21 protein-coding genes and 1 tRNA gene are annotated in these 21,646 nt (G+C 67.7%); 10 read left to right on the top strand and 12 right to left on the bottom strand.

What is annotated here, in order from left to right:
- Positions 1-284 precede the first annotated feature (284 nt).
- Together BOS5A_RS05210 and BOS5A_RS05205 are read right to left on the bottom strand one after the other, a co-directional pair.
- Positions 285-2,861, bottom strand: a complete 2,577-nt coding sequence (locus tag BOS5A_RS05210; protein WP_151954525.1) for an HWE histidine kinase domain-containing protein — start codon at positions 2,859-2,861, stop codon at positions 285-287.
- 4 nt (positions 2,862-2,865) lie between these two features.
- Positions 2,866-3,450: a biliverdin-producing heme oxygenase gene (locus tag BOS5A_RS05205; protein WP_234419215.1), complete on the bottom strand. Its 585-nt coding sequence runs from the start codon at positions 3,448-3,450 to the stop codon at positions 2,866-2,868.
- A 131-nt stretch (positions 3,451-3,581) separates the two neighbouring features.
- Here BOS5A_RS05205 and BOS5A_RS05200 point away from each other — a divergent pair, with 131 nt between their 5' ends.
- Positions 3,582-3,728, top strand: a complete 147-nt coding sequence (locus BOS5A_RS05200; RefSeq protein WP_151954108.1) for a lmo0937 family membrane protein — start codon at positions 3,582-3,584, stop codon at positions 3,726-3,728.
- 3 nt (positions 3,729-3,731) lie between these two features.
- Here the strand turns inward: BOS5A_RS05200 and dapF are convergent, their stop codons facing one another.
- Together dapF and BOS5A_RS05190 are read right to left on the bottom strand one after the other, a co-directional pair.
- Positions 3,732-4,715, bottom strand: coding sequence for a diaminopimelate epimerase (gene dapF / locus BOS5A_RS05195; protein ID WP_151954107.1), 984 nt, complete (start codon positions 4,713-4,715; stop codon positions 3,732-3,734).
- 11 nt (positions 4,716-4,726) lie between these two features.
- Positions 4,727-5,389 carry a glutathione S-transferase family protein gene (locus tag BOS5A_RS05190; protein ID WP_151954106.1) on the bottom strand — a complete coding sequence of 221 codons (663 nt, stop codon included), beginning with the start codon at positions 5,387-5,389 and terminating at the stop codon, positions 4,727-4,729.
- Between the two features lie 153 nt (positions 5,390-5,542).
- Here BOS5A_RS05190 and BOS5A_RS05185 point away from each other — a divergent pair, with 153 nt between their 5' ends.
- The 3 genes from BOS5A_RS05185 (at position 5,543) to BOS5A_RS05175 (ending at position 8,552) form a co-directional block, all read left to right on the top strand.
- Positions 5,543-6,280 carry a response regulator gene (locus BOS5A_RS05185; RefSeq protein ID WP_151954523.1) on the top strand — a complete coding sequence of 246 codons (738 nt, stop codon included), beginning with the start codon at positions 5,543-5,545 and terminating at the stop codon, positions 6,278-6,280.
- Positions 6,280-7,560, top strand: coding sequence for a sensor histidine kinase (locus BOS5A_RS05180; RefSeq protein ID WP_151954105.1), 1,281 nt, complete (start codon positions 6,280-6,282; stop codon positions 7,558-7,560). Before BOS5A_RS05185 ends, BOS5A_RS05180 begins: the two co-directional genes overlap by 1 nt.
- Positions 7,561-7,640: 80 nt before the next feature.
- Positions 7,641-8,552 (top strand): dioxygenase family protein, encoded by a 912-nt coding sequence (locus BOS5A_RS05175; RefSeq protein ID WP_151954104.1) that lies wholly within the window; start codon positions 7,641-7,643, stop codon positions 8,550-8,552.
- A gap of 97 nt (positions 8,553-8,649) precedes the next feature.
- Here BOS5A_RS05175 and BOS5A_RS05170 read toward each other — a convergent pair whose 3' ends face one another.
- Positions 8,650-9,102 carry a DUF6456 domain-containing protein gene (locus BOS5A_RS05170; protein WP_442800508.1) on the bottom strand — a complete coding sequence of 151 codons (453 nt, stop codon included), beginning with the start codon at positions 9,100-9,102 and terminating at the stop codon, positions 8,650-8,652.
- A gap of 116 nt (positions 9,103-9,218) precedes the next feature.
- Between BOS5A_RS05170 and BOS5A_RS05165 the strand changes: the two genes are divergently transcribed.
- Both BOS5A_RS05165 and BOS5A_RS05160 read left to right on the top strand, forming a co-directional pair.
- Complete coding sequence (locus BOS5A_RS05165; protein ID WP_151954103.1) at positions 9,219-9,782, top strand: helix-turn-helix domain-containing protein; 564 nt, start codon at positions 9,219-9,221, stop codon at positions 9,780-9,782.
- Positions 9,779-10,561, top strand: a complete 783-nt coding sequence (locus BOS5A_RS05160) for a glutaminyl-peptide cyclotransferase (protein WP_151954102.1) — start codon at positions 9,779-9,781, stop codon at positions 10,559-10,561. Before BOS5A_RS05165 ends, BOS5A_RS05160 begins: the two co-directional genes overlap by 4 nt.
- A gap of 21 nt (positions 10,562-10,582) precedes the next feature.
- Here BOS5A_RS05160 and BOS5A_RS05155 read toward each other — a convergent pair.
- From BOS5A_RS05155 to BOS5A_RS16220, 4 genes are all read right to left on the bottom strand, one after another.
- Positions 10,583-10,658, bottom strand: a tRNA-Val gene (locus BOS5A_RS05155).
- Positions 10,659-10,725: 67 nt separating this feature from the next.
- Positions 10,726-12,096 (bottom strand): sugar transferase, encoded by a 1,371-nt coding sequence (locus tag BOS5A_RS05150; RefSeq protein WP_151954101.1) that lies wholly within the window; start codon positions 12,094-12,096, stop codon positions 10,726-10,728.
- 199 nt (positions 12,097-12,295) lie between these two features.
- Positions 12,296-12,481 carry a hypothetical protein gene (locus tag BOS5A_RS05145; RefSeq protein ID WP_151954100.1) on the bottom strand — a complete coding sequence of 62 codons (186 nt, stop codon included), beginning with the start codon at positions 12,479-12,481 and terminating at the stop codon, positions 12,296-12,298.
- An 80-nt stretch (positions 12,482-12,561) separates the two neighbouring features.
- Positions 12,562-12,696, bottom strand: coding sequence for a hypothetical protein (locus BOS5A_RS16220; RefSeq protein WP_267903811.1), 135 nt, complete (start codon positions 12,694-12,696; stop codon positions 12,562-12,564).
- Positions 12,697-12,872: 176 nt separating this feature from the next.
- Here BOS5A_RS16220 and BOS5A_RS05140 point away from each other — a divergent pair, with 176 nt between their 5' ends.
- The 4 genes from BOS5A_RS05140 (at position 12,873) to BOS5A_RS05125 (ending at position 18,426) form a co-directional block, all read left to right on the top strand.
- On the top strand, positions 12,873-13,799 hold the full coding sequence (locus BOS5A_RS05140) for a hypothetical protein (protein WP_151954099.1): 927 nt from the start codon (positions 12,873-12,875) through the stop codon (positions 13,797-13,799).
- Between the two features lie 179 nt (positions 13,800-13,978).
- Positions 13,979-14,836 (top strand): UTP--glucose-1-phosphate uridylyltransferase, encoded by an 858-nt coding sequence (locus BOS5A_RS05135; protein WP_151954098.1) that lies wholly within the window; start codon positions 13,979-13,981, stop codon positions 14,834-14,836.
- 5 nt (positions 14,837-14,841) lie between these two features.
- The gene (locus tag BOS5A_RS05130; RefSeq protein ID WP_151954097.1) at positions 14,842-17,028 is read left to right on the top strand and encodes a GumC family protein; all 2,187 of its coding nucleotides are present in this window, start codon (positions 14,842-14,844) and stop codon (positions 17,026-17,028) included.
- Between the two features lie 12 nt (positions 17,029-17,040).
- Positions 17,041-18,426, top strand: a complete 1,386-nt coding sequence (locus tag BOS5A_RS05125; RefSeq protein WP_151954096.1) for an O-antigen ligase family protein — start codon at positions 17,041-17,043, stop codon at positions 18,424-18,426.
- Here the strand turns inward: BOS5A_RS05125 and BOS5A_RS05120 are convergent.
- Genes BOS5A_RS05120 through BOS5A_RS05110 form a run of 3 tightly spaced genes read right to left on the bottom strand, consistent with a single transcriptional unit; the run spans position 18,360 to position 21,602 of the window.
- On the bottom strand, positions 18,360-19,361 hold the full coding sequence (locus tag BOS5A_RS05120) for a polysaccharide pyruvyl transferase family protein (RefSeq protein ID WP_234419214.1): 1,002 nt from the start codon (positions 19,359-19,361) through the stop codon (positions 18,360-18,362). The genes BOS5A_RS05125 and BOS5A_RS05120 overlap by 67 nt on opposite strands.
- Positions 19,358-20,839: an oligosaccharide flippase family protein gene (locus BOS5A_RS05115; RefSeq protein WP_151954094.1), complete on the bottom strand. Its 1,482-nt coding sequence runs from the start codon at positions 20,837-20,839 to the stop codon at positions 19,358-19,360. The genes BOS5A_RS05120 and BOS5A_RS05115 overlap by 4 nt, the downstream gene beginning before the upstream one ends.
- The gene (locus tag BOS5A_RS05110; protein WP_234419213.1) at positions 20,829-21,602 is read right to left on the bottom strand and encodes a glycosyltransferase family 25 protein; all 774 of its coding nucleotides are present in this window, start codon (positions 21,600-21,602) and stop codon (positions 20,829-20,831) included. The genes BOS5A_RS05115 and BOS5A_RS05110 overlap by 11 nt, the downstream gene beginning before the upstream one ends.
- Positions 21,603-21,646: the final 44 nt, after the last annotated feature.

Raw genomic sequence — 21,646 nt, 5'->3', positions numbered from 1 at the left:
CAGCGAAGCTGACGGAGGGGGAGGACACACGAACGATCGTAATCGTTCGCCGCTCCCCTCCGAGCCGCTACGCGGCTCACTCTCCCTGACGGAGGAGGAATGACGAAACGCCGATCGGACCGATCGCCCCACTCCGCTCGTCACCCCGGACCCGTTCCGGGGCCTACCGCGCCGCACGGGAAATGCCTCGAGAATCACGAACCCTAACCAACCCCCGAACGCGCCGCCGCTCGCCCCGAACAGCCGTTCAACCCGTCGAGAGGCCCAACCGCAACCCGCGCCCCCTAAGCCCGCGACCGCCCATCGACACCCTCGTGCCGCCCGATCAGCTCGTCCATCGCCCGCGCCACATTCTCCAGCGTGTAGGGCTTCTGCACGACGGTGCGCCCACGATGCTGTTCGGGAAGCAGCGCCTGCTCGCCATAGCCGGTCGCGAACAGGAACGGCACCCCCAGCTCGTCGAGCTGATCGGCGACCGCGAAGCTGTTATGGTCGCCCAGATTGATATCCAGCATCGCGACATCGGGCGCCCGCGCGTCCAGATGATCGAGAGCAGATGCAACCGACGCCGCCGTCGAAACCGCCGCCGCGCCGAGCCGGCTTACGATATCCTCGGCATCCAATGCGATGATCAGGCTGTCCTCGACCAGCAGCACCTCGCGTCCGGTCAGCATCTGGTGCGGCGGCGTTTGCGGATGGCCGATCGACGGCCGCTGGAACTTCACCGCGGGGCCGGCGAAATTCTGTGGCTCCGACACATGGCGCGCCGGGATGCGGAACCGCGCTTCGACCCCGTCCGGCTTGTAGTCGATCTCCGCCGCGCCACCGAGATCATAGGGCACCGACCGGTCAATGATCGTCGTCCCGAATCCCTTGCGCGTCGGCGCGGTCACAGCGGGGCCGCCCGATTCGCGCCACGTCAGCACCAGGTCGCCGGCGGCGTTCTTCTCCCAGCCGATATCGACGCGGCCTTGCGGCACCGACAAGCTGCCATATTTGGTCGAGTTCGTGACCAGCTCGTGCATGACCAGTGCCATCGTCGAATAGGCCTGCGGGTTCAGCATCACCGGCTTGCCCGAAACGACGACCCGCTCATGCTCGTCGACGAATGCCGCCGCCTCGGCTTCGATCAGCGCGCCCAGCGGCGCCGGACCCCAGTGATCGTCGGTGATCTGGTTGTGCGCGCGCGCCAGCGCGTGGATTCGCCCGTCGACCAGCTTGACGAAGTCCTTCACCGCCTCCTCGCTCGGCTGCGACTGGCGGATCAGCCCGCGGATCACCCCCAGGATGTTGCGCACCCGGTGGTTCAGCTCGGCGATCATCACTTCCTGCCGCGCGCCCGCCTGCTGCCGCTCGGCCGAGGCTTCGTCGGCCAGCCGCAGCACGACCTCGATCAGCGTCGCGCGCAGCGTCTCCGCCACGCGCTTTTCGGACGCGGTGAAGGGCTGCGAGCGCCCCTGCACCAGCTCCTTCCACTCCGCAAAGCTTTCGCGCGGGGTCAGCCGCGGGCCGTTGGGGCCGAACTCCTCCGGCTTGTGCGGATCGCCCGCCCAGCGCACAGACCGCACCAGTTCCGACCGGAACAGCACGACATAGTCGCGCGGGCTCCGCGAGATCGGGATGGCCAGCATCCCCGCAGCGTCCGATGCATAGGCATCCGCGCCTTTGACGATATCGGCGATCCGGTCGGTCGCATAGACCTTCCCCGCCGCGGTCGCGTTCAGCGCGCGGACGATCTTGCGGAAATCGTCGGTCGGCGGAGTCACGCCCGAAAACGCGTAACCGCCTGCGATCCACACGCCGACGCCGTCCGCGGGAATCGCATGGGTCAGGATGTCGGCCAGCCAGTCGGGGTCGTTGAGCAGCGTCTCGTCGGACGCCACCGCGCCCAGCAGCTGGTCGGAGATATCACGCGCGCGGCGCTCATATTCCACCGTCTCCTTGCGCTCGCGGCTCTCCAGCCTCATCGCGAACATCTGCGCGAACAGCTCGGCAACGCTCCGCCGCTCGAACGTCGGGCAGCGCGGCGAATAATGGTGGCAGGCGAACAGCCCCCACAGCTTGCCCTCGACCACGATCGAGATCGACATGGAGGCATCGACCCCCATGTTCTTCAGATACTCGATATGGATCGGCGACACCGATCGCAGCACCGACAGCGACAGGTCGAGCGGCGCGCCCGTCTCGTCCCGCTCCGGCACGATCGGCACCGGCACCGCGTTCACGTCGGTGATCGTGCGCAGCAGGTTGCGGACATACAGCGCGCGCGCCTGCACCGGGATGTCGCTGGCCGGATAGCGCAGCCCCATGAAGCTGCCGATCCCCGCCTTTGCCGCCTCGGCGACGACCTCGCCCGATCCGTCGGCGGCGAAGCGATAGACCATCACCCGGTCGAACCCGGTCAGTGCGCGCACCTGCCGCGCACCTTCACGGAAGAAGGTGGCGAACTCCTCGCACTGGTCCAGCCGCGCGATCATCGATCGCACCATGCCGCCGGCGTCGCCATGTTCGCCCGATCCCGGCTCCGCCTCGATCACCACCTGCCCGCCGGACAGGTGCACCGCGACGTCGAACGGCTTCGCACCCGCCACGATCTGGCACCCGAACAGCCGCTCGACCGCGTCCGGCCCGCGCAGGATCGCCACGCGGTTGCGCAGGTCGTGGACGACGCTGGTCGGAAACACCTCCCCCAGCGGCCTGCCCAGCACCTCATCCGGCGTTCGCCCGATATACTCGGCGACGTTCACCGATACCCGCGCGATCATCCAGTCGCTGGTCAGCGCGACGAGGAACCCGATCGGCTGGATCGCGCCCAGGATATGGATCGGCTCGCGGTCGCAATTGGTCAGGTCGACCCGCATCGGTTCAGTCGTCAAATCCGCTCACCTCGGCCACACTCCGCCCGCTCGCTTCGAACACCGCAAAGACACGCGCGGCGGCCGAAACGGCAAGGTTGATGTCCTGTTCACTGCAAAGACGTTCGTCAAGCGTGACGAGCAGCGTGCGCCACGCCGCCGAATCCCCCGCTTCCAGGAACGTCACCGGCAGACCGTCCGGCACAGACCGCCGGAGCAGCACCCCGCCAAGCCGCGATCCTTCCAGCACATAGACCGCCCCCAGCATCCCCGCCTCGTCGGCAAGCGCGGCCGACAGCGCTTGAATGCACGCGCCCGCCGCAGGTTCCGCCGCCGCCGGCTCCAGCCCCATCGCCGCCAGATCGGCGCGCAGCCGGTCGCCCCGCCGCCGCTGCGGCCAGTCGGGCAGGACGCGCGCCACGCCGGCGGCGTCCAGCGCCGCCTCGACCGGAAGATGCGCCGCCGCCTGCGCAACCAGGAACGCGCCATAGCCGTCCCGGCTGGCAAGGTCGAAGCGCGAAAACGCCGCATCCACCCGCTCATGGTCGGCCGACGTGGCATGCCGCAGGGCGGATCGGGCGCTCTGTCGGCTCACCATCGCCCGTCCTTAGGCGCGTTAGCCCGCAAGCGGCAATAAATCTCGATCAACCCGCTTTGTCGCGGACGGCTGGAACCCCGGCCGCACCGGCTTCGTTACGCTGCCATAACTCTTAAAGGACACGCCCTATGCTCTGGACCATCGCCGTCATCCTCCTGGTCCTCTGGGCGCTCGGCCTCGGCCTTCACGTCGCCGGCGGGCTGATCCACATCCTGCTCGTCATCGCCGTCATCGTGATCGTCGTGCGCCTCATCCAGGGCCGCAAGGTCGTCTAGGCGTCAGCGCGCGGCGTCGGCCACCCGCGCCCAGCTGTCGATCTCGTCATTGTGCCAGCGCTCGATGACGAGATCGCCGGCGACGCCCGTCGCCGGATCGACCGTCACCGCACCCTCCCACTCGAAGGTCGCGTTGCCTGACAGCGTCACCATGCCGTCCTCGCCCGCGACCGCACGCACCATCCCGCCCCGGTTGAACACCGTGACGGGCGTCCCGAACGCGATCCGCCCGGTCAAGCCGGCCGCATGGGTCGATGCTGCCATCGCGCTCCCGCAGCTGTCGGTCAGCCCGACGCCGCGCTCATAGGTCCGCACGAACAGCGCGTCGGGCTCGCGCGATGCCTCCCGGGGTCCCCGCAAAGTTTCACTTTGCGGGGTGGCGACGAACGACACGTTCGCGCGGTTGGGCAGCCAGTCCGGCGCCGCCTCGCAGACTCCGCCCACCGCGACCAGTTCCGCCTCGTCGACCGCTTCGACGAACGCCACCAGATGCGGGTTGGGAATCGCGATCGCGGTGAAGGCGCGCGCGCTGCCGGTCGCGGCGATCGGCGTTTCGATCACCCGCTCGCCCAACCCCCGCATCGGCCAGGCCGCGACGTCGAGCGACACCGGCCCCGCCGTCTCGCGCACCGTATAGACCCCGTCCGCCAGATCGTCGTCGCGCGCAACGTCTGCCTCGCTCGTCTTCAACCGCACCCGCGCCGCCTCGATCCCCAGCGCCGCAAACCCCGCCCGCGCCACGCACCGCAAACCGTTCAGGCAAGTCTCCGATTCCGAGCCATCCGAATTGAACATGCGGAATCCAAACGCGTATTGTCCGTCTCCCTCGGTCAGCAGCAGCATCCCGTCCCCGCCGACCGGCCCGCGCCGGTCCGCCAGCGCCCGCGCGACGCCCGCCCACGTCGCATCATCGAGCGCCAACCGCCGTGCATCGATAAGGGGAAAATCATTCCCCGATCCGTGGCACTTGATGATCCTGAGCCGCATCGTTCGCGCGCCTATGCCATCGCCGCCATCATCCGCTGCTCCACCGCGATCAGATCGGCAAAGCTCGGCCGCGCGAGGATCGCCGCGATGTAGCCCGCCGCGTTCGGCCAGCGCGCCGCATCGATCGTCACCCCCGCATGCGCCATCGTCGCAAAGGGCGACGCGACCGCGATATCCGCCACCGTCAGCGCATCGCCGACCAGAAACCCGCCCGGCCGCGCGACGCCTTCCAGATAGTCGAGCAGCGGCGGCACTTCCTCGACATGCGCCTTTGCTGCCACCGCCTCGTCGCCCGCGATCTTCAGCACCTTCGGCGCGACGAGGCGGTTGAACACGATCCGCCCGCCGGTCGCGGCCACGATCGTGTCGCCGAATTCCTCGAACCAGATCGTGCGCGCCCGCGCCATCGGCTCGGCCGGAATCATCGCCGGCTCGGGGAATTTCGCCTCCAGATAGGTGACGATCGCGGTCGAATCGCACAGCAGGAAATCGCGACCGTGATCGGCGCCCGGATCGCGCAGCGCGGGCATCTTGCGGAACGGGGACGCCTCGTCGAACTCAGGGCCGCCCCGGCCCATGCCCGCCGGCCGCAACTCCAGATCGATCCCCTTCTCCCGCGCAACGACCAGCACCTTGCGCACGAAGGGCGAAACACTCGAACCGTACAGGATCATCGGGGCCTCCATCAGCTGTCGCCGCTCCCTACGCCGTTCGCGGCGACGGCGGAACCGATATCCGCGCGTGGCGCGGAGGCCACATTCTGCGTAAATCGTCTGATGTTGCAGCGTCGCAATGCGGCGGATACGCTCCATGGCCAGCCAGCCGGGATGCTTCAGCGCGCCGAACCCATGGATCTCGAAACCCGCCTCCTGATCGTCGACGACGATCCCGGCATCCGCGAGCTGACCGCCGCGTTCCTGAACCAGCACGGCTACCGCGTCGATACCGCGGCCGACGGCCCGGCGATGCGCGCCGCGCTGCAGCGCGAACGCTATGCCCTGGTCGTGCTCGACGTGATGATGCCCGGCGAGGACGGGCTGACGATCCTGCGATCGCTCGACCGCGCAGCGAGTCCGGCGGTCATCATCATGTCGGTCATCGGGCAGGAGGTAGACCGGATCGTCGGACTGGAAATGGGCGCCGACGATTATATCGCAAAGCCAGCGAACCCGCGCGAACTGCTTGCGCGGATCCGGTCCGTCCTGCGCCGCGGACACGTGAATATCACACACCCCGCGAAGCCGGCGCGCAGCTGGCGATGTTTCGCGGGCTGGCGCCTCGATCCGCTGGGTCGGGAGCTGATCGACCCCGACGACATTATCATCCATCTCTCCGATGGCGAGTTCCGTCTCCTCCTCGCGCTGGTGGAGCATCCGCGCCGCGTCCTCACGCGCGACCAGCTCCTCGATCTCTCGCGCGGCGCGAATGCCGAGCATTTCGACCGGGCGATCGACGTCCAGGTCAGCCGGCTCCGCAAGAAGATGCACCGCGACGGTATCGAGGATTCGATCCGCACGGTGCGCAACGAAGGTTATATGCTGACCGCCGAAGTGACCGTGCGCTGATGGGCGCGCAACCGCGCGCCGCCTCGATCGCGCTGTCGATCCTCGCGCTCGTGATCGGCTCGGTCGTGGCGGCGACCGCGATCTTCTTTATCATCACCTTCAACGGACCCCCGCCAAAGGACCCTCCGCGCAGTATCGATAGCATCGCCCATGCCTTGCAGACAGGGAACCAGCCCGGCGATCCGGGTCCGCCGCTGCGCATCACCACGCGACCGCACGCGCCCGTTCCCGACGACACGCTGCGCCGTGATCGCGCGGCGGCGGCGCGAATGGCTGTGATCCTTCATACCCCCGCCGACCGCGTCGTGGCGCTCGTCCGCCCCCAACCGCGCGGCATGGGAAGCGCGCTCGTCGGCAAGTTCACCTTTGCCTGGCGCACCGGCAGCGCGTGGCGCGTCGTGGAAAACAGCCCGATCCCGCTGTTCACGCGCTGGCACTGGGTGACGCTCACCGCAATGCTGGCCGCCATTCTCATCCTCGCGCTGCCGGCCTGGCTCATCGCCCGCGCGATCTCGCGGCCGCTACGCGCGATCGCCGACCATGCCGTCGCCGCGCGGGCCGGGGCGCCGCTGGGGCCGATGCCGCAAGGCGGCCCGCGTGAGGTACGGCTGCTCGCCGGCGCGGTCACCCACATGCATCGCCGCCTCGCGCGCCACGCAGAGGGACGCACGGTGATGCTTGCGGCGATCGCGCATGATCTCGGCACGCCGCTTTCGCGTCTCGCCTTCTGGGTGGAGAAATTGCCGGACGACGCGCGCACCCGCGCCGCCGCCGACCTCGACGAGATGCGCGCGATGCTTGGCTCGGTCCTGCGCTTCGCGTGTGACGAGGCGGCCGAAAACGCCGACGCGCGGATCGATCTCGGCAGCCTCCTCGACAGCCTCGTCGAAGACATGACCGTCTCCGGCGCAACGGTTTCGATCGAGCCGGGACCGCGCGTGATCGTGCGCGGCGATCCGCACGCGCTACGCCGGCTGTTCGCCAACCTGCTCGAAAACGCGATCCGTTACGGCAGGGCGGCGATCATATCGTGGGACACAACCGATGGTCGGGTGAGCATCGCGGTCGACGATCACGGTCCGGGCTTTGATCCTGCCACGGCGGATCGCCTGTTCGAGCCCTTCGTGCGTGGTGACCCTTCGCGCAATCGTGGAACCGGAGGTACCGGCCTCGGCCTCGCGATCGTGCGCTCGATCGCGGAAACGCATGGCGGCTCTGTTGTGCTGGACAATCAGCCCACCGGTGGCCGGGTGCGTATTTCGCTGCCCGTCGCCCGCTGAAACATTCCGCAACAATCGCGACATAAGCCGGTGCGCAACGCGCGGTAGCCAGGACGGCATAACCATCCGGGGAACCGCGCATGTCACACGACCCTCATCATGAAGACCACGGCCATAGCCTTGCCGAAGACATGAAGCTGATGCAGGCGATGGTCGAACGCCGCCGCGCGCTGCGCCTCCTGGCCGGGGCCGGCACCGTCGCGCTCGTCGCCGGATGCGGCGGCGCCGGCGAGTCGAGCTCCGGCGTCGGCGTCGTCACCGGTGCGACGCCAACGCCAACGCCGACCCCCACTCCGACCTCGACGCCAACCCCTACGCCCACATCGACCGCAACCGGCAGTTGCATCGCCGATCCGACCGAAACCGCTGGCCCCTATCCTGCCGACGGCGCCAACACATCGAGCGGGTCGACCAGCAACATCCTGACCGTCAGCGGCATCCAGCGTAGCGACATCCGTTCCAGCTTCATCAGCTCGACCACGGTCGCGACCGGCGTCCAGGTGGTCATCACGCTGACGCTGGTCAACGTGAATTCGGCATGCGCGGCCCTTTCGGGCTATGCGGTCTATCTGTGGCACTGCGATCGCAGCGGCAACTACTCGCTCTACAGCGCGCCTGCGGAAAGCTACCTGCGCGGCGTCCAGGTGACCGACGCCAACGGCCAGGTGACCTTCACCACCATCTTTCCCGCCTGCTATTCCGGGCGCTGGCCGCATATGCACTTCGAGATATTTTCGAGCCTGTCCAATGCGCTGGGCGGAAAATATGCGATTCTGACCTCACAGCTCGCCATGCCGGCGGCGCTGTGCAACACGCTCTTTGCCGATACGACGACCTATCCGTCGAGCAAGACCAACTTCGCGCAGGTTTCGCTTTCGAGCGACAATGTTTTTGGCGACAACACCGCAGCACAACTCACCCAGCAGACGCCTACCTTCACCGCAGCTGCCACCGGCTACACTGCGACGGCGCTCATCGGCATCGCCCGGTAGGACACAGGCCCACCCCCGGCCTTCCCCGAACCGTGCGAGGCGGGGCACGGCGCGTCCCTGGCGTCGCCGTGCCCCGTTTTTCCACACGCAGCCGCCCTCACCGCAGCCCGTAGTGATCCGCCAGCCGGTCGAGCGCCAGCGTCAGGACGAGGCGCCCGGCACGCGCCGGCCACCCCAGCGCCTTTTCCGATACCGGCAGCGTTTCGCCCGCGCAGATCACCCGCCACGCCACATCCTTCAGCCCCGGCCCCGCCGCCGCCATCGCAGCGTCGAACCGGCGCTTCGCCGCGATCTGCGCCGTCGTCGGATCGAGCCCGTCCGCCTCTCCGCCGTCGACGCGCGGCGTCCAGCGCATCGTCACCGATGGCGCGATCGACGCCCGCTCGTAATCGGCACGCAACCGCTCGCCCGCCTCGAATTGCCGCACATCGATCAGGCCCCGCGCGCGCAGCCAGGCGAGCGGCGATTCGGCGCGGTTTACCATGACCGTGCGCCCGGTCCGCGCGCCGCCGCTCATCGGCGATCGCCGCCCCTCGCCATCGATCCGCATTTCCGTCACATCGCGCATCACCGTCTCCTGATCGTCTCGTTTCAGGATCAGCCTTGCCATGAGGGCACTTTTGTAGGACAGGATGAAAACCGATTTGGTTAAATAGGACGCCGCCGATGATTACCGCAATCCGCGAAGTGCGTCGTGCGAAGGGGCTTACCCTCGAAGACGTCGCCGCCCGCTGCGATCCGCCGACGACCGCGCAGCAGATCGGTCGCCTGGAACTCGGCACTCGCACCGTGTCGGTCGCCTGGCTCAACCGCATCGCCCCCGCGCTCGGCGTCACCGCGGCCGATCTCGTCCAGCTTCCTGAGCGCCCGGACCTGCCCGTCGCGGCCGTCCTCGATACCGATGGCGCGCATGCCCCGCGCCGCACCGAACTGCTCACCCCGCCCGCGATCCAGCCCGGTCAGGTCGCGGTCACGGTGACCGCCGGCGTCGGCGATTACCGCGCGGGCGATGCGCTGTGGTGCATCCCGCTCGCGCCCGATGCGTTTGGCGAGGCGATGAACCGCGATGTCCTCGTCCCCCGCCCCGGTGGCCGCTTCGCCTTTGGCCGTCTCATCGGCCGCGAGGACGGGCGGGTGCAGCTCCTGCCCCCCGGCCCCGGCAGTCGCCAGCAAGTCGTGACCGATCCCGCCTGGGTCGCGCGCGTCGCAACGCTGGTCCGCGCGCTGTGAGACGGCTCCTCGCCCACTCATCCCTTGCGCTGCTCCTCGCGCCGCTTCTGGCACTTGCCGGCGCGGCGCCGCCGCCGATCCCGGTCGCCAAACCGACGGTGGTCGCGACCTATCCACACGACACCGCCGCCTTTACCGAAGGGCTGCTCGTCGATCGCGGCCACCTCTACGAAAGCACCGGGCGCGAGGGACAGTCCTTTATCCGCGAAGTCGATGTGAAGACCGGGCGCAAGCTGCGCGAGGTCGCGGTGCCAACCGGTCAGTTCGGCGAGGGGATCGTCGTCTGGAAGGACGAGCTGCGTTCCGTCACCTGGCACGGCGGGCAGGGCTATCGCTGGAGCCTGCCCGCGCTCAAGCGCACCGGGGGTTTCCGCTACACCGGCGAAGGCTGGGCGATGACCGATGACGGTCGCCGCATCTATCTGTCCGACGGCACGCCGACGCTGCGTCTTCTCGATCCGGCCTCGATGAAGGTCACCGGCACGCTGCGCGTCACGATCGACGGCAAGCCGCTGCCGCGCATCAACGAACTGGAATATGTGAACGGCGAGATCCTCGCCAACATCTGGATGACGCCTGCCATCGCGCGGATCGACCCGCAGACCGGCGTCGTGAAGGGGCTGATCGATCTTTCCGATCTGGTCGCGCAAGTGGCCGCGACCGACCCCGATTCCGTCGCCAACGGCATCGCCTATGACCGCACCGGCCATCACCTCTACGTGACGGGCAAGAACTGGCCGAAACTCTTCGAAATCAAGCTTCCGCCTGCCGGCGCATGATCTGTCGGCTTTGAGGAGGGATGGTGGGCGCTGACGGGCTCGAACCGCCGACCCTCTCGGTGTAAACGAGATGCTCTACCAACTGAGCTAAGCGCCCTCGCCGCCCCCAATAGCCGCCTCACCGCTCAGGGCAAGCGCGATGACGCGCGCGGCCGGGTCGGAGTTCAATAGGCGTTGCGGTGGACCAGCACCATGACGGTCGAGGCCAGAATGCCGATATCGCGCGTGATCGACCACTGATCGAGATACTCGAGATCGGCTTCCAGACGCCGTTCCAGATCCTCGCGCCTCTCGGTCGCGCCGCGGTGCCCGCGCACCTGCGCAAGGCCGGTGATCCCGGGCTTCAACGCGTGGCGGATCCAGTATTCGTGGCTGATTTGCCAGAACAGCTGGTCGCCCGCCAGCGAACCCAGTGCGTGCGGCCGCGGGCCGACAAGGCTCATGTCGCCTTCCAGCACGTTCAGGAGTTGCGGAAGCTCGTCCAGACTTGTTCGCCGCAGGAACCGGCCGACACGCGTGATCCGGTCGTCGTCGCGGCTCGCCGAGCGGTTTCCGCTCCCGTCCGCCAGTTCATGCCGCATCGTGCGGAACTTCATGATCCGGAACAGCTGGTTGCGCCGCCCCACCCGGTCCTGCCGGAAAAAGACGGGGCCGCGGCTGTCGAGCTTGATCGCGATCGCGACGATCAGCAGAACCGGCGACAGAGCGATGATCGCCGGCACGGTGAGCGCGAGATCGAGCAGGCGCTTCATGATGCGATTGCTCATGCTCAGCGGCCCGCGCGACACCACGTGAGTCGCCTGTCCCGCCGCGCGGCCGATCCCTATCACATCGGCATAGCTTCGGTCGTGCAGCAGCAATTCGCCATTGATGTTCGCGCCGCGCAGCACCGTGCTCCACGCATGGCGTCGGTCGGCTTCGCAGGAGACGATGACCCGGTCGAACCCGGCCAGTTCGTCGCCGATCCGGTGGAGCATCACCGGATCCTCGAGGTCAGGCGACAGCCCTGCCTTGCGCGCGTTCAGCCGGTGTGCCCAGGCGAGGCCGGGCGCATCGACCCCGTCGACTATCAGCAGCTCGTTATAGAGCGAACCCGACAGCCGCCTGAGGCCGTGGCGCACGAAGATCAGCCGACCCGTCACCAGCAGGACGAGGGACAGCGGCGAACCGATCGCGAAGTTCAGGCGCGAAATCTGCTGGCTCGCATGCGCAACATAGGTGAAGACGATGACGGCGATCAGCGCGTAGATCAGCGCCGTTACCGACCGCTTCAGGCTCAGCCTGGGATTGGTGAAGACGGATGCGCTATACACCTCGGCCGCGAGCGCGATGCCCAGATACCCGATCAGCACCATCAGCGACAATTGCCAGCCATCGAACGTTCGCGGCCCGGTATGAAGCCCGCTCGATATCACGAAGGCGGCGATGATCGCTGCGCAGTCCACCGCGACGAGTTCGGCATATAAGCGAAGCCGCTGGATACGTTTGGAACGTATGCGCGGCGTCGCGAAGTCTCCAAGCGTCGAAACGCTCATCGCAAACCTTCCCTTCGACGCCGGGGTCGGAGTCCCGATCCAGGTCCGTTGGGAAGGCAATTCATTGATCCGGCGCCGCTAGGCAATGCCGGTCGCGGCCGTATCGGCCAAACGCAGGACCACCCGTTTCAGAGAAAGGATGACTGGTTTGTCATCTTGCCGCGCCGCAGCAAAATGCCGCCGTCGGCAACGCTCGTGGTTAGCGAATCACCAGATACGCGATGCCGACAACCGCCGCTGCGAGCGAGGCGTAGCCCGCGAGGCGAGACAGGCTGCGCACGAAGGATTCGACTCGGTCGCGTTCTTGCGCCGCGGGCGCTGGCGCCACCGGGGGCGCGATCCGGTCCAGCGGACCGCCGAGCGCATGATCCGACATTTCGTCCATCCTCTCCCCGCTCATCGCTTATGCCGCTGAGCCGAGTCGTTGCTTAGCTGGGTTCAGTCGATGAGTGAAGCCGAAAAAGATTAAGAAAGCTTCATCAAGCGCTTGAAATCCGGCACAAGCCTGCGGCGCGCGGTTACCCGCGGCGCGAGCCATGCGGACAGGATTGCGGGCGCGATATTCTGGTCTTCGCCGAGCGCTTTGGACGCGGCGGTCATGGACTGGCGCATGGCGCGAACTCCTCTTCGGGTTGCGGCACTGATGCACCGCGCGCCCCTGCAAGACCGTTAAGCGGCATGCTCTCGCACGCGTTAACCATCGCTTTGCCGGACCGGGATCGCAAACCGCCGCAGCAGGCTGGTGGCCTTGCGCCGTGTCGTCGATACCGATCGGCATGCTGGTCGAAGCCAAGGGTCGAACCCCGATCGCCGCCGGGGGCGAGCCGGTCTATCACGCCCGCGATCACGCGAATTACCGGCACATCACCGCGCGCGATGTGGGCAATGGGCTGGTCGTCCTCGACACCCCCACCCGCGGCGTCATCGTGGACGACGTCCGCGTCGATGGCGCCTACCGTGTGATCGAGAATACCGGCGCTGGCCGCATGCCCGCGCCATGCACCGGGCTCAGGGTTTCGAACGTCACCGCGACCGACCTGCGCCGCGGCTTCGCGCGCATCCGCTATGCCAGCCGCGACGGCCTCTTCGCCGACATTACCGCCAGCGGCGGGCTGACGACGGGCGCGCACGACCTCCCCTGCGGCATCGCGATCGCCGACGAAGCATCGGATTTCCGCTTCGAACGCTGCACGATGCGCGGTTTCCGCTGGAAGCGAAAGGACGCCCAATACTGGAATGGCGACGGCTTCTCCGCCGAACGCGGCAACAAGCGACTGATTTTTCGCAATTGTGCCGCTTGGGGCAATAGCGATGGCGGCTTCGACCTGAAGGCGAGCGATTCGCTTCTCGACGACTGCGTATCGGGGCGCAACGCGCGCAACTACCGGCTGTGGTCGAGCATCCGCGCGACCCGGCTGACCAGCATCGAGCCGGTCAAGATCGGCGGCATCGGCGATACCGTCCATTTCGCCTTGATGGGCGCAAAGACCGCGGGCGGCGCGCCGATCGTCATCCGAATCGCGCATCTCTCCGTGCGGAGCACAAAGGCCTGGCCGCTCTTCGACGTGCATGACGGGCCGGTGCGGATCATCATCGACTCGCACGACATCAATGTTCCGACCGGCACCCCGCTCATCCGTCCTCGCGGAAAGGGCAGTGTACCGGGCGGAATCCAGTGGGGCGGGCCACCGCCGCGGCTCTGACCGCCCCCCCAAACGACGGCTTAAGCGCAAGCACGGCACGGCTCGACGTTGTGTGCTTGTTGCGGTGCAGCAGACGGGCGCAATCATTTCTGAACCGAATTAACCGTGATTCGCGGGCAGGGTCGGATCACGCGCGCACGGGGCCTGTTGGCACCCGCGCTCCGCAGAGGAGATCGTTCATGCACAAGGTGCGCAAGGCAGTGTTCCCCATCGGCGGGCTGGGCACGCGCTTTCTTCCTGCGACGAAGGCGATGCCCAAGGAAATGCTGCCGGTCGTCGATCGGCCGCTGATCCAATATGCCATCGACGAGGCGCGTGAGGCGGGCATCGAGCAGTTCATCTTCGTCACCAGCCGCGGCAAGTCGCTGATCGAGGATCACTTCGACCACGCCTTTGAGCTTGAGGAGACGATGGAGCGCCGGGGCAAATCGCTCGACATTCTCGCCGACACGCGCTTTGCGCCGGGCGACATCGCGATCGTTCGTCAGCAGGAGCCGCTCGGCCTTGGCCATGCGGTATGGTGCGCGCGCCGCATCGTCGGCGACGAGCCGTTCGCGGTGCTGTTGCCCGACGATCTGATGCTGGGCCGCCCCGGCTGTCTGAAGCAGATGGTCGATGCCTATGCCCGGGTCGGCGGCAACCTGATCTGCGCCGAGGAAGTCGCGCCCGACCAGACCGACAAATACGGCATCATCACGCCGGGCAGCGCTGACGGAGTTCTGACCGAGGTAAAGGGATTGGTGGAAAAGCCGGCGCCCGCGGTCGCTCCGTCGAACCTTGGCATTATCGGCCGCTACATCCTCCAGCCCGAGGTCATGGACATCCTCGCGCAGCAGGAGGAAGGCGCCGGCGGCGAAATCCAGCTGACCGACGCGCTCGCCCAGCTCATCGGCCGCCAGCCCTTCCACGGCGTCACCTTTCAGGGGACTCGGCACGATTGCGGCGACAAGCGCGGCTTCGTTCGCGCGACGATCGCGGTCGCGCTCTCGCGACCCGATATCGCGCCCGCCCTCCATGATCTTCTGGAAAGGGCGTGACCGCAATGGATGGCGCAACCCGCACCCGCGCTCGCACCCATGCGATCGGCACGCAGTCGGACGTCGATGAATCGACGTTGATCGATGTTCGCGGGATCGGCCGCATCATCCGCCGCCGTGCGCTCGTCATCGGCGTCATTCTCGCCGTGGCGGCCGCGCTTGCGCTCGTCGCCTACATGCTTGCCGAGCGGCGCTATGTCGCGACCGCGCAGGTCGCGCTCGAGCGGACCGCCGAAAAGGTCATCGCCGAGGATCAGGTGACCCCGACCGTCGATCCGGACTCAGCCGCGGTCGATACCGAGGTCGAGGCGCTGCGCTCGCCCGCGCTCATCGGCACCGTCGTCGATACGCTGCGGCTCGATCGCAACGCCGATTTCAACGGCGGACTCGCGATTGCCGCTGCCCCCAACGCGAAGCCCGATCCCATTGCCCGCGCGCGCGCGATCGGCAACGTGCTCGGCAACCTGACGGTGAAGCGCGACGGCCTGTCCTACGCGATCAGCATCTCCTACGAATCGCCGTCACCGACCCTTGCGGCCCAGATCGTCAACACCATCGCCCAGACCTATGTCGCAGGCCAGGTTGGCACGAAATCGGGCGCGACCAAGCGCGCGAGCCGCTTCCTCGAAGGGCGCTTGCAGCAGATGCGCGGCCAGGTTCTCGCCGCCGAAAAGGCGGTCGCCGACTTCCGCGCCGCGAACAGCCTGTTTGCGGTATCGAACCTCAGCACGGTGAGCCAGGACGAACTGTCGAACCTGTCGACCCAGCTGGCCCAGGCGAAGGCGGAGAACGCCGCGGCGCAGGCGCGCCTGTCGACCGCGCGCGCGCAGCTTGCCCGCGGTCGCAGTGGCGAGGAGCTCGGCGAGGCGCTCGACTCCCCGGTCGTCAGTCAGCTTCGCGCGCAGCGCGCCGAGATCGGCCGCGAGGTCGCCAGCCTGCAAAAGCGCTACGGCCCGCTCCATCCCGATCTGCAGCGGGCGGAAAAGGCGCAGGCAAACACCGACGCACAGATCGCGGCAGAGGTCCGCCGCATCGTCGCCAACACCTCGATCCAGGCGAACATCGCGAGCCAGCGCGCTGCCTCGCTACAAGGGTCGATCGGTCGCGCCGAGGGCAAGCTTGCCGCCGACAACAATGCGTCTGTCAGGCTGAACGAGCTGGAGCGCAACGCCGAGTCCGCGCGCACGCTCTACCGCTCGTTCCTTGATCGCTATCGTCAGACCGTCGCGCAGGAAGGGCTGGAGCAGAGCGACAGCTACATCGTCGCCACTGCACGCGTGCCCGCGGTACCGAGCTCGCCCAATCTGCTGCTCTACGCCGCCGCCGCGCTCGTTGGTGGCCTCGGCATCGCGGCGCTTGTCGTCTTGCTGCTCCAGTTGCTCGAGCGCGGACTTGAGACGAGCGACGCAATCGAGAAGCGGCTCGGCCTGCCGGTGCTGGCGTCGATCCCCGATGCCAACACGCTGCCCGAATATCGCAAGGGCGGCCTGCCCGCGCAGCCGATGGATCTCGTCCTGCAGCGTCCGCAATCGCTGCTGGCGGAGGCGTTCCGGTCGCTGCGCACCTCGATCCAGTTCGCGACGCCCGATCTGCGCCACCGGGTCATCGCGATCGCCTCGTCGGTGCCCGGTGAGGGCAAGACGACGACCGCGATCTGCCTTGCCCGCACCGCCGCGGCGGCCGGGATCACGACGCTGCTCATCGATTGCGACCCGCGGCGTCGCGCGACCAGTCGCCAGTTCGGGGGACAGGTCAAGGCAGGGCTGAACGAAGTGCTCGCCGGGTCGGCACAGCTCGATCAGGTGCTGGTCAAGGACACCGCGACCGGCGCGTGGCTGCTGCCGCAACGCATCGACGCCGCCGAACTGACGCTGACCGAAGGCGGGCGCTTTGCCGCCCTGCTGGCGCAGCTACGCGAGCGGTTCGAGCTGATCCTCCTCGATACCGCCCCCGTTCTCGCGATCGACGAAGCGCGGGTCGTCGCCAGTCTTGCGGACGGCGTCGTCTTCCTGCTGCGCTGGCGCACGACCCCGGCGAAAGCGGCGGAGATCGCGCTCAACCGGCTTGCCGATGTCGACGCCAACGTCCTCGGCGTCGCGCAGACCCAGGTCAACGTCGTCGAGCAGGCGCGCGCCGGGTTCGGCGACGCCGGCTATTACTACCGGGACGTCGAGAGCTATCACACAGCCTGATCGAGAGCGCGCGTGAACGAAAGCACCAGTTTCGGCCCGTCCTTCGGGCTCGAGATTCTCGTCCCCGTCACGCTCCTGCTGCTCGTGCCGCTCGCGCTTGCGTTTGCCCGCTCGACGAGCACCGCGGCGCGCTTCGTCCTCGTCGCGCTGTGGCTGCGCTACATCGCGGGTGCGTATCATCTGTGGATGTTCCGCCCGCTCGTCGCGGGGCTTTCCGGCAATGCGGTGCTTTCGATCGCGACCACCGCGATCGGGCTGCTGTTCATCGTCCGCTTCGCCAACCTCGCGGTCCGCTGGCTGCTGCCGGTCTACCTCCTGATGGCGATGCTGCTGGCGAGCGCCGTCCTCAACGACGATCCGACCGGGGCGGTGAACGCGATCGTCAAATATCTCTACTACGTCGTCATCGCGATCGCCGTGTATCAGGCGCACCGCCGCGATCCCGAAGGGCGCTTCGTCGGCTGGCTGATGGTCGCCTTCCTGCCGCTCGCGGTCTTCCAGTGGCTGTCGGTCATCCTTCACTTGCCCAAGGGGTCGGAGCTTGAGGACGGGCTCGTCTGGATCGGCGGCTACAACCACGAAGCCGCCTTCTCGGTCGCGCTCGTGGCGGGGTTCGTCGTCGGCTGCTTCGCGCGCGCGGCGCACCCGCTGCCCCGGCTGGTCTTCCTGCTGGCGATGCTCGTCGGCATCCAGCTTGCCGGCTACCGCACCGCGATCTTCGCGATGGGGCCGCTGGCGCTCGCGACGCTGTGGGTCGGGATCACCACCAGCGTCCGGCGCGACCAGCGCCCGTTCATGGCCGGGGTCGGCGCGGCGCTCGCCGTCATCCTCGTCGGCGTGGCAGTGGTTTTCTACGGCAGCAAGTTCGCCGACATCGCGACCTTCGCCGCGCATCCGGGCGCACTCATCAAGCCGCCGTCCGACTTCACCTGGGCCGACAAGCAGGTCATGTCCGCCCGCGCCTATATCTGGTCGAGCTACCTCTACGCCTGGAAGGAGGGCGGCCCAGTCCAGCACGTTTTCGGCTTCGGACCGGAAAGCTGGGCCGGGCTGTTCAAGGTCTATCCCCACAACACGCTCGTCAGCACCGTCTACGAACTCGGCCTCCTCGGCGTGCTCGGCATGCTGCTGTTGTGGGGGACGATGCTATGGGCGGCGATCACCGCGAAGGGCGAGCGGCTGATGCTGATCTCCGCCCACGCCTCGTTCCTGCTGCTCAACATGGCGACGATGCCGTTCTGGCAGGTCGAGGGGCTCGGCCTCTACGGCTTCCTCTGCGGCTACACGATCTATCGGAAGAGCCAGTCGGAGCGGCGACCGCGACCGGATGACTACCCCGCGCGCAGGGCCTTTGCGATCGCCTCCGCGCGTGACGTCGCGCGCGAAAGCCCGGCATAGCCCGCCGTCCATTGATCGGCGAAGCCCGCGACCTTGCCGTAGCTGTTGTCGAGCAGGACGTGGGGGATGTCGAGCAGCAGCGACAGGATGTGCGCGTGGAGCCGGTCGGTCACGACCCGATCGCCCTGCGCCAGCATCGCGAGCCCGCGCTCCAACCGCCATTCGGCGAGCGTCCGCTGGCGCATCAGCCGCCGCGCCTGCGCGTCGCGCACGAGCAACCGGCGCAGCTTGAGCGAAAGCCGGATCCGCCGCCGCTCGCCTTCGTCCTCGTCCAGCCAGTCGTCGGCAATGACGCCCGCGGGCAGCGCGGCGTCGCCGCCCGCCGCCCGCTCATGATCGGTGCGCAGCAGCGCAAACACCGGCGCCGCCGCCGCCGCTGGCCGCGGCAACCGTCCCAGCATCAGCGCGGCATCGGGGCAAAGCTCGACCGCACACTCGAACCGTTCGCGCGCGAACGCCAGCGACTTCGCGTCGCGCACCAGCAGCGTGAAGCGGCCATGCTGGCGGATCGCCGCCGCCATCTCGTCGGCGCGTTCGGGCGCGTCGTAATGGATCGACTGCGGCATCTGGACGATCGCGCGGCCGGGATGCTCGCGCAGCATGCGCAGACGGAATGCCTCGTGCTTTGGCCACAGGGTCCCGAAATTGCCGCCGCCATGGATCAGGATCGTGCCGTCGCCGATCGCCTCCGCCATCACGGCATCGTCCTGATCGCCGAGTGAAGAGACGTAGGACGGCAAGCGCCCGGCGCTGCGCAGATACGCCATCTCGCCGAGCCAGATCGCCGAATCGCCGACATTGCTGTGGTCGGGGAAATCGACGAGCGCGAGCTTGCCCGGCGGCAGGATGCGATCGAGCGTCGCCGCGAACCGATCGGCCAGGCCGGAAACGACCTGATCTGCAGTGGCATGTGCGGGTGTAGATGGGGGCGTCAAATACGGGCCTTTCTCAGACGATGGGCGAGGCCGAGGATCATCGTGCGCCATTCGGGGCCAATGGCGAGCAGCACGGCGGCGTAGATCGCGACACCCAGGGGAACGAGCGCGGCTAGCGTCATGAGCGGGCTCGCTCCCATCATCTCCAGCCCGCGCAGACCGGCGAACAGCGCCACGCCCATCACCGTCGATGCGCCGAGCGGCGCGCCGACCGCGGCAAAGGTCGTCGCCGGCCCGATCCCCGACGCGCGCCGCAACAGCCAGATTTGCAGCGGCACCGTCAGATATGCCCGCGCCACATAGGAGATCGCGACCGCGAACAGACCGAACGGCAGCGAAAGCAGCGTCAGCACGACGCTGAGCACGAGCTGCGTCGTCGACAGCGCGATGAGGCTCCGTCCCGCGCCGAGCGCCGACAGCGATGGCGACGCGAAGAAGTTGAGCGTGAACGGCAGCGCCATGAACGCAAAGATCTGCGCCAGCTCGCCGGCCTCGTTCCACTTCGCCCCGAACACGAACGGCACCGCGATCGGCGCCAGCGCACCGAATCCGACCAGCGCCGGGAAGGATATCGCCGCCGCCCGCCCGATCATCCAGCGATAGGCGCGCGCCAGCTGCGCGGTATCGTCCTTCACCCGCGCAAGCGTCTGCGTCGCGACCGTCGTGAACGGCTGGATGGCGCCGCGCGCGATCAGCTCCACCGTCCGCCACGCGGTGCGATAGACGCCGACCGCAGCGAGCCCGATACCCGCGCCGATCGCCATTTCCTGCACGCGCACCGTCGCCAGGAACACGAGCTGGACGTAGATCAGACTCGCATTCAGCATCAGATTGCCGCGCAGGATCGGCCATTCGAACTGCCACCCCGGCGTCCAGTCATAGGAATTGCGCGACAGCACGACGCCCACGGCCTCGGACACCAGCCGCTGGATCACCAGCGCCCACAGCCCGAGCCCGAAGAACGCCGCCGCTACCGCCGCTCCCCCGCCGAGCAGCCCGCTGACCACCGATCGCAGCGCGGTCGTGCGATGCCCGAACTCGCGCAGGCGCAGCGCCATATGCGTGACGCCTAGCGAGGCGAGCGGCAGCACCAGGCTTTGCACTGCCAGCGGCAGCGCGATGTTCGGCGCACCCATCAGCGCCGCGATCGGCCTGGCCAGCAGGATGATGATCCCGCACGACACAAGCGAAAACGCCTGTTGCGACCGGTGGATGGTATCGAGGAACGCCGGCGTCAGTTCGCGCCGTCGCGCGATCGTCTGAAGCAGTCCCGCGGTCGAGACGATCCGGAACGCCTCCGACGTGACCGCAATGACCGCGAACGCACCGACTTCGGCACGCGACAGCAGCCGCGCGAGAAGCACGAAAACGATGAAGGAAAAAACCTGATCGGACAGGAACCGCACCAGCGTCCAGCCGATCGAGCTCTTGCTCCGCCGACGCAGGTCGGTGTCGAAACGGGCTGGGTCAGCGGCCAAGGATTCGCCTCACCTTCAGCAGCCGCATCCGCATGCGTTCCAGCCGCCGCCACGCCCGCTGGCGAACGGTGTGAAATGCCGGATCGTCCTTCCCGGTGAAACGCGCCGCTCCGATGGCGGACGGCACCGTCGCTTCCAGGATCGGCGCCGGCACCAGCGCGAGATTACGCACACCGTGCGCCCAGGACCGGTCCATTGCATCGTCGATCGGCCGCCGGATCACGCGGCATTCGCCTGCGAGCGCGCGAGCGCCCTTCAGGGTGATCGCATAGCCTTGCGTGCCGTAGGCGAGCCCGATCAGCTCGACGACGGTGCGCGAATGCTGGAGGAAATCCTTCGCGACCACGCGGTAGGAGGTGGGGCGCTTCGCATACAGCCGAAGATAATCGAACCCGCGCGCTGCAAGATCGATCGCCCCCAGCCGCTCCAGATATGCCCAGTCCACGATCGTATCGTCTTCCAGCACGATCACCTGCGCGATCCCGCGCGCCACCATGTCGTCCCAGATCGCGAAATGGCTGGCGTAGCAGCCGATCTCGCCTTTGGTCAGCGCGCGGCCCTTGTTGCGGCGCACCGCCGCTTCGTCGAGCGTCAGCGCAGGGATCAACCCGGTCGCGGCATCGACGAACCGCCACGCAGCATTGGCGCCGCGCGCGCGATCCGCGAAGGCCGCGCGGCGATCCGCAGCGTCCGCCAGCGACACCACGAGGATTTCGGTCGCGAATCCCTCCGCGGCCGCCGGATCAGTCTGGATCGAAACCACGAACCGTGGAGAGATTATTCCGCGGTGCAGCGCAAGGCGCCGGT

The sequence above is a fragment of the Sphingomonas sp. EC-HK361 genome (assembly GCF_902498785.1).
GTDB lineage: Bacteria > Pseudomonadota > Alphaproteobacteria > Sphingomonadales > Sphingomonadaceae > Sphingomonas.
This window is presented reverse-complemented; position numbering and strand designations above follow the sequence as displayed.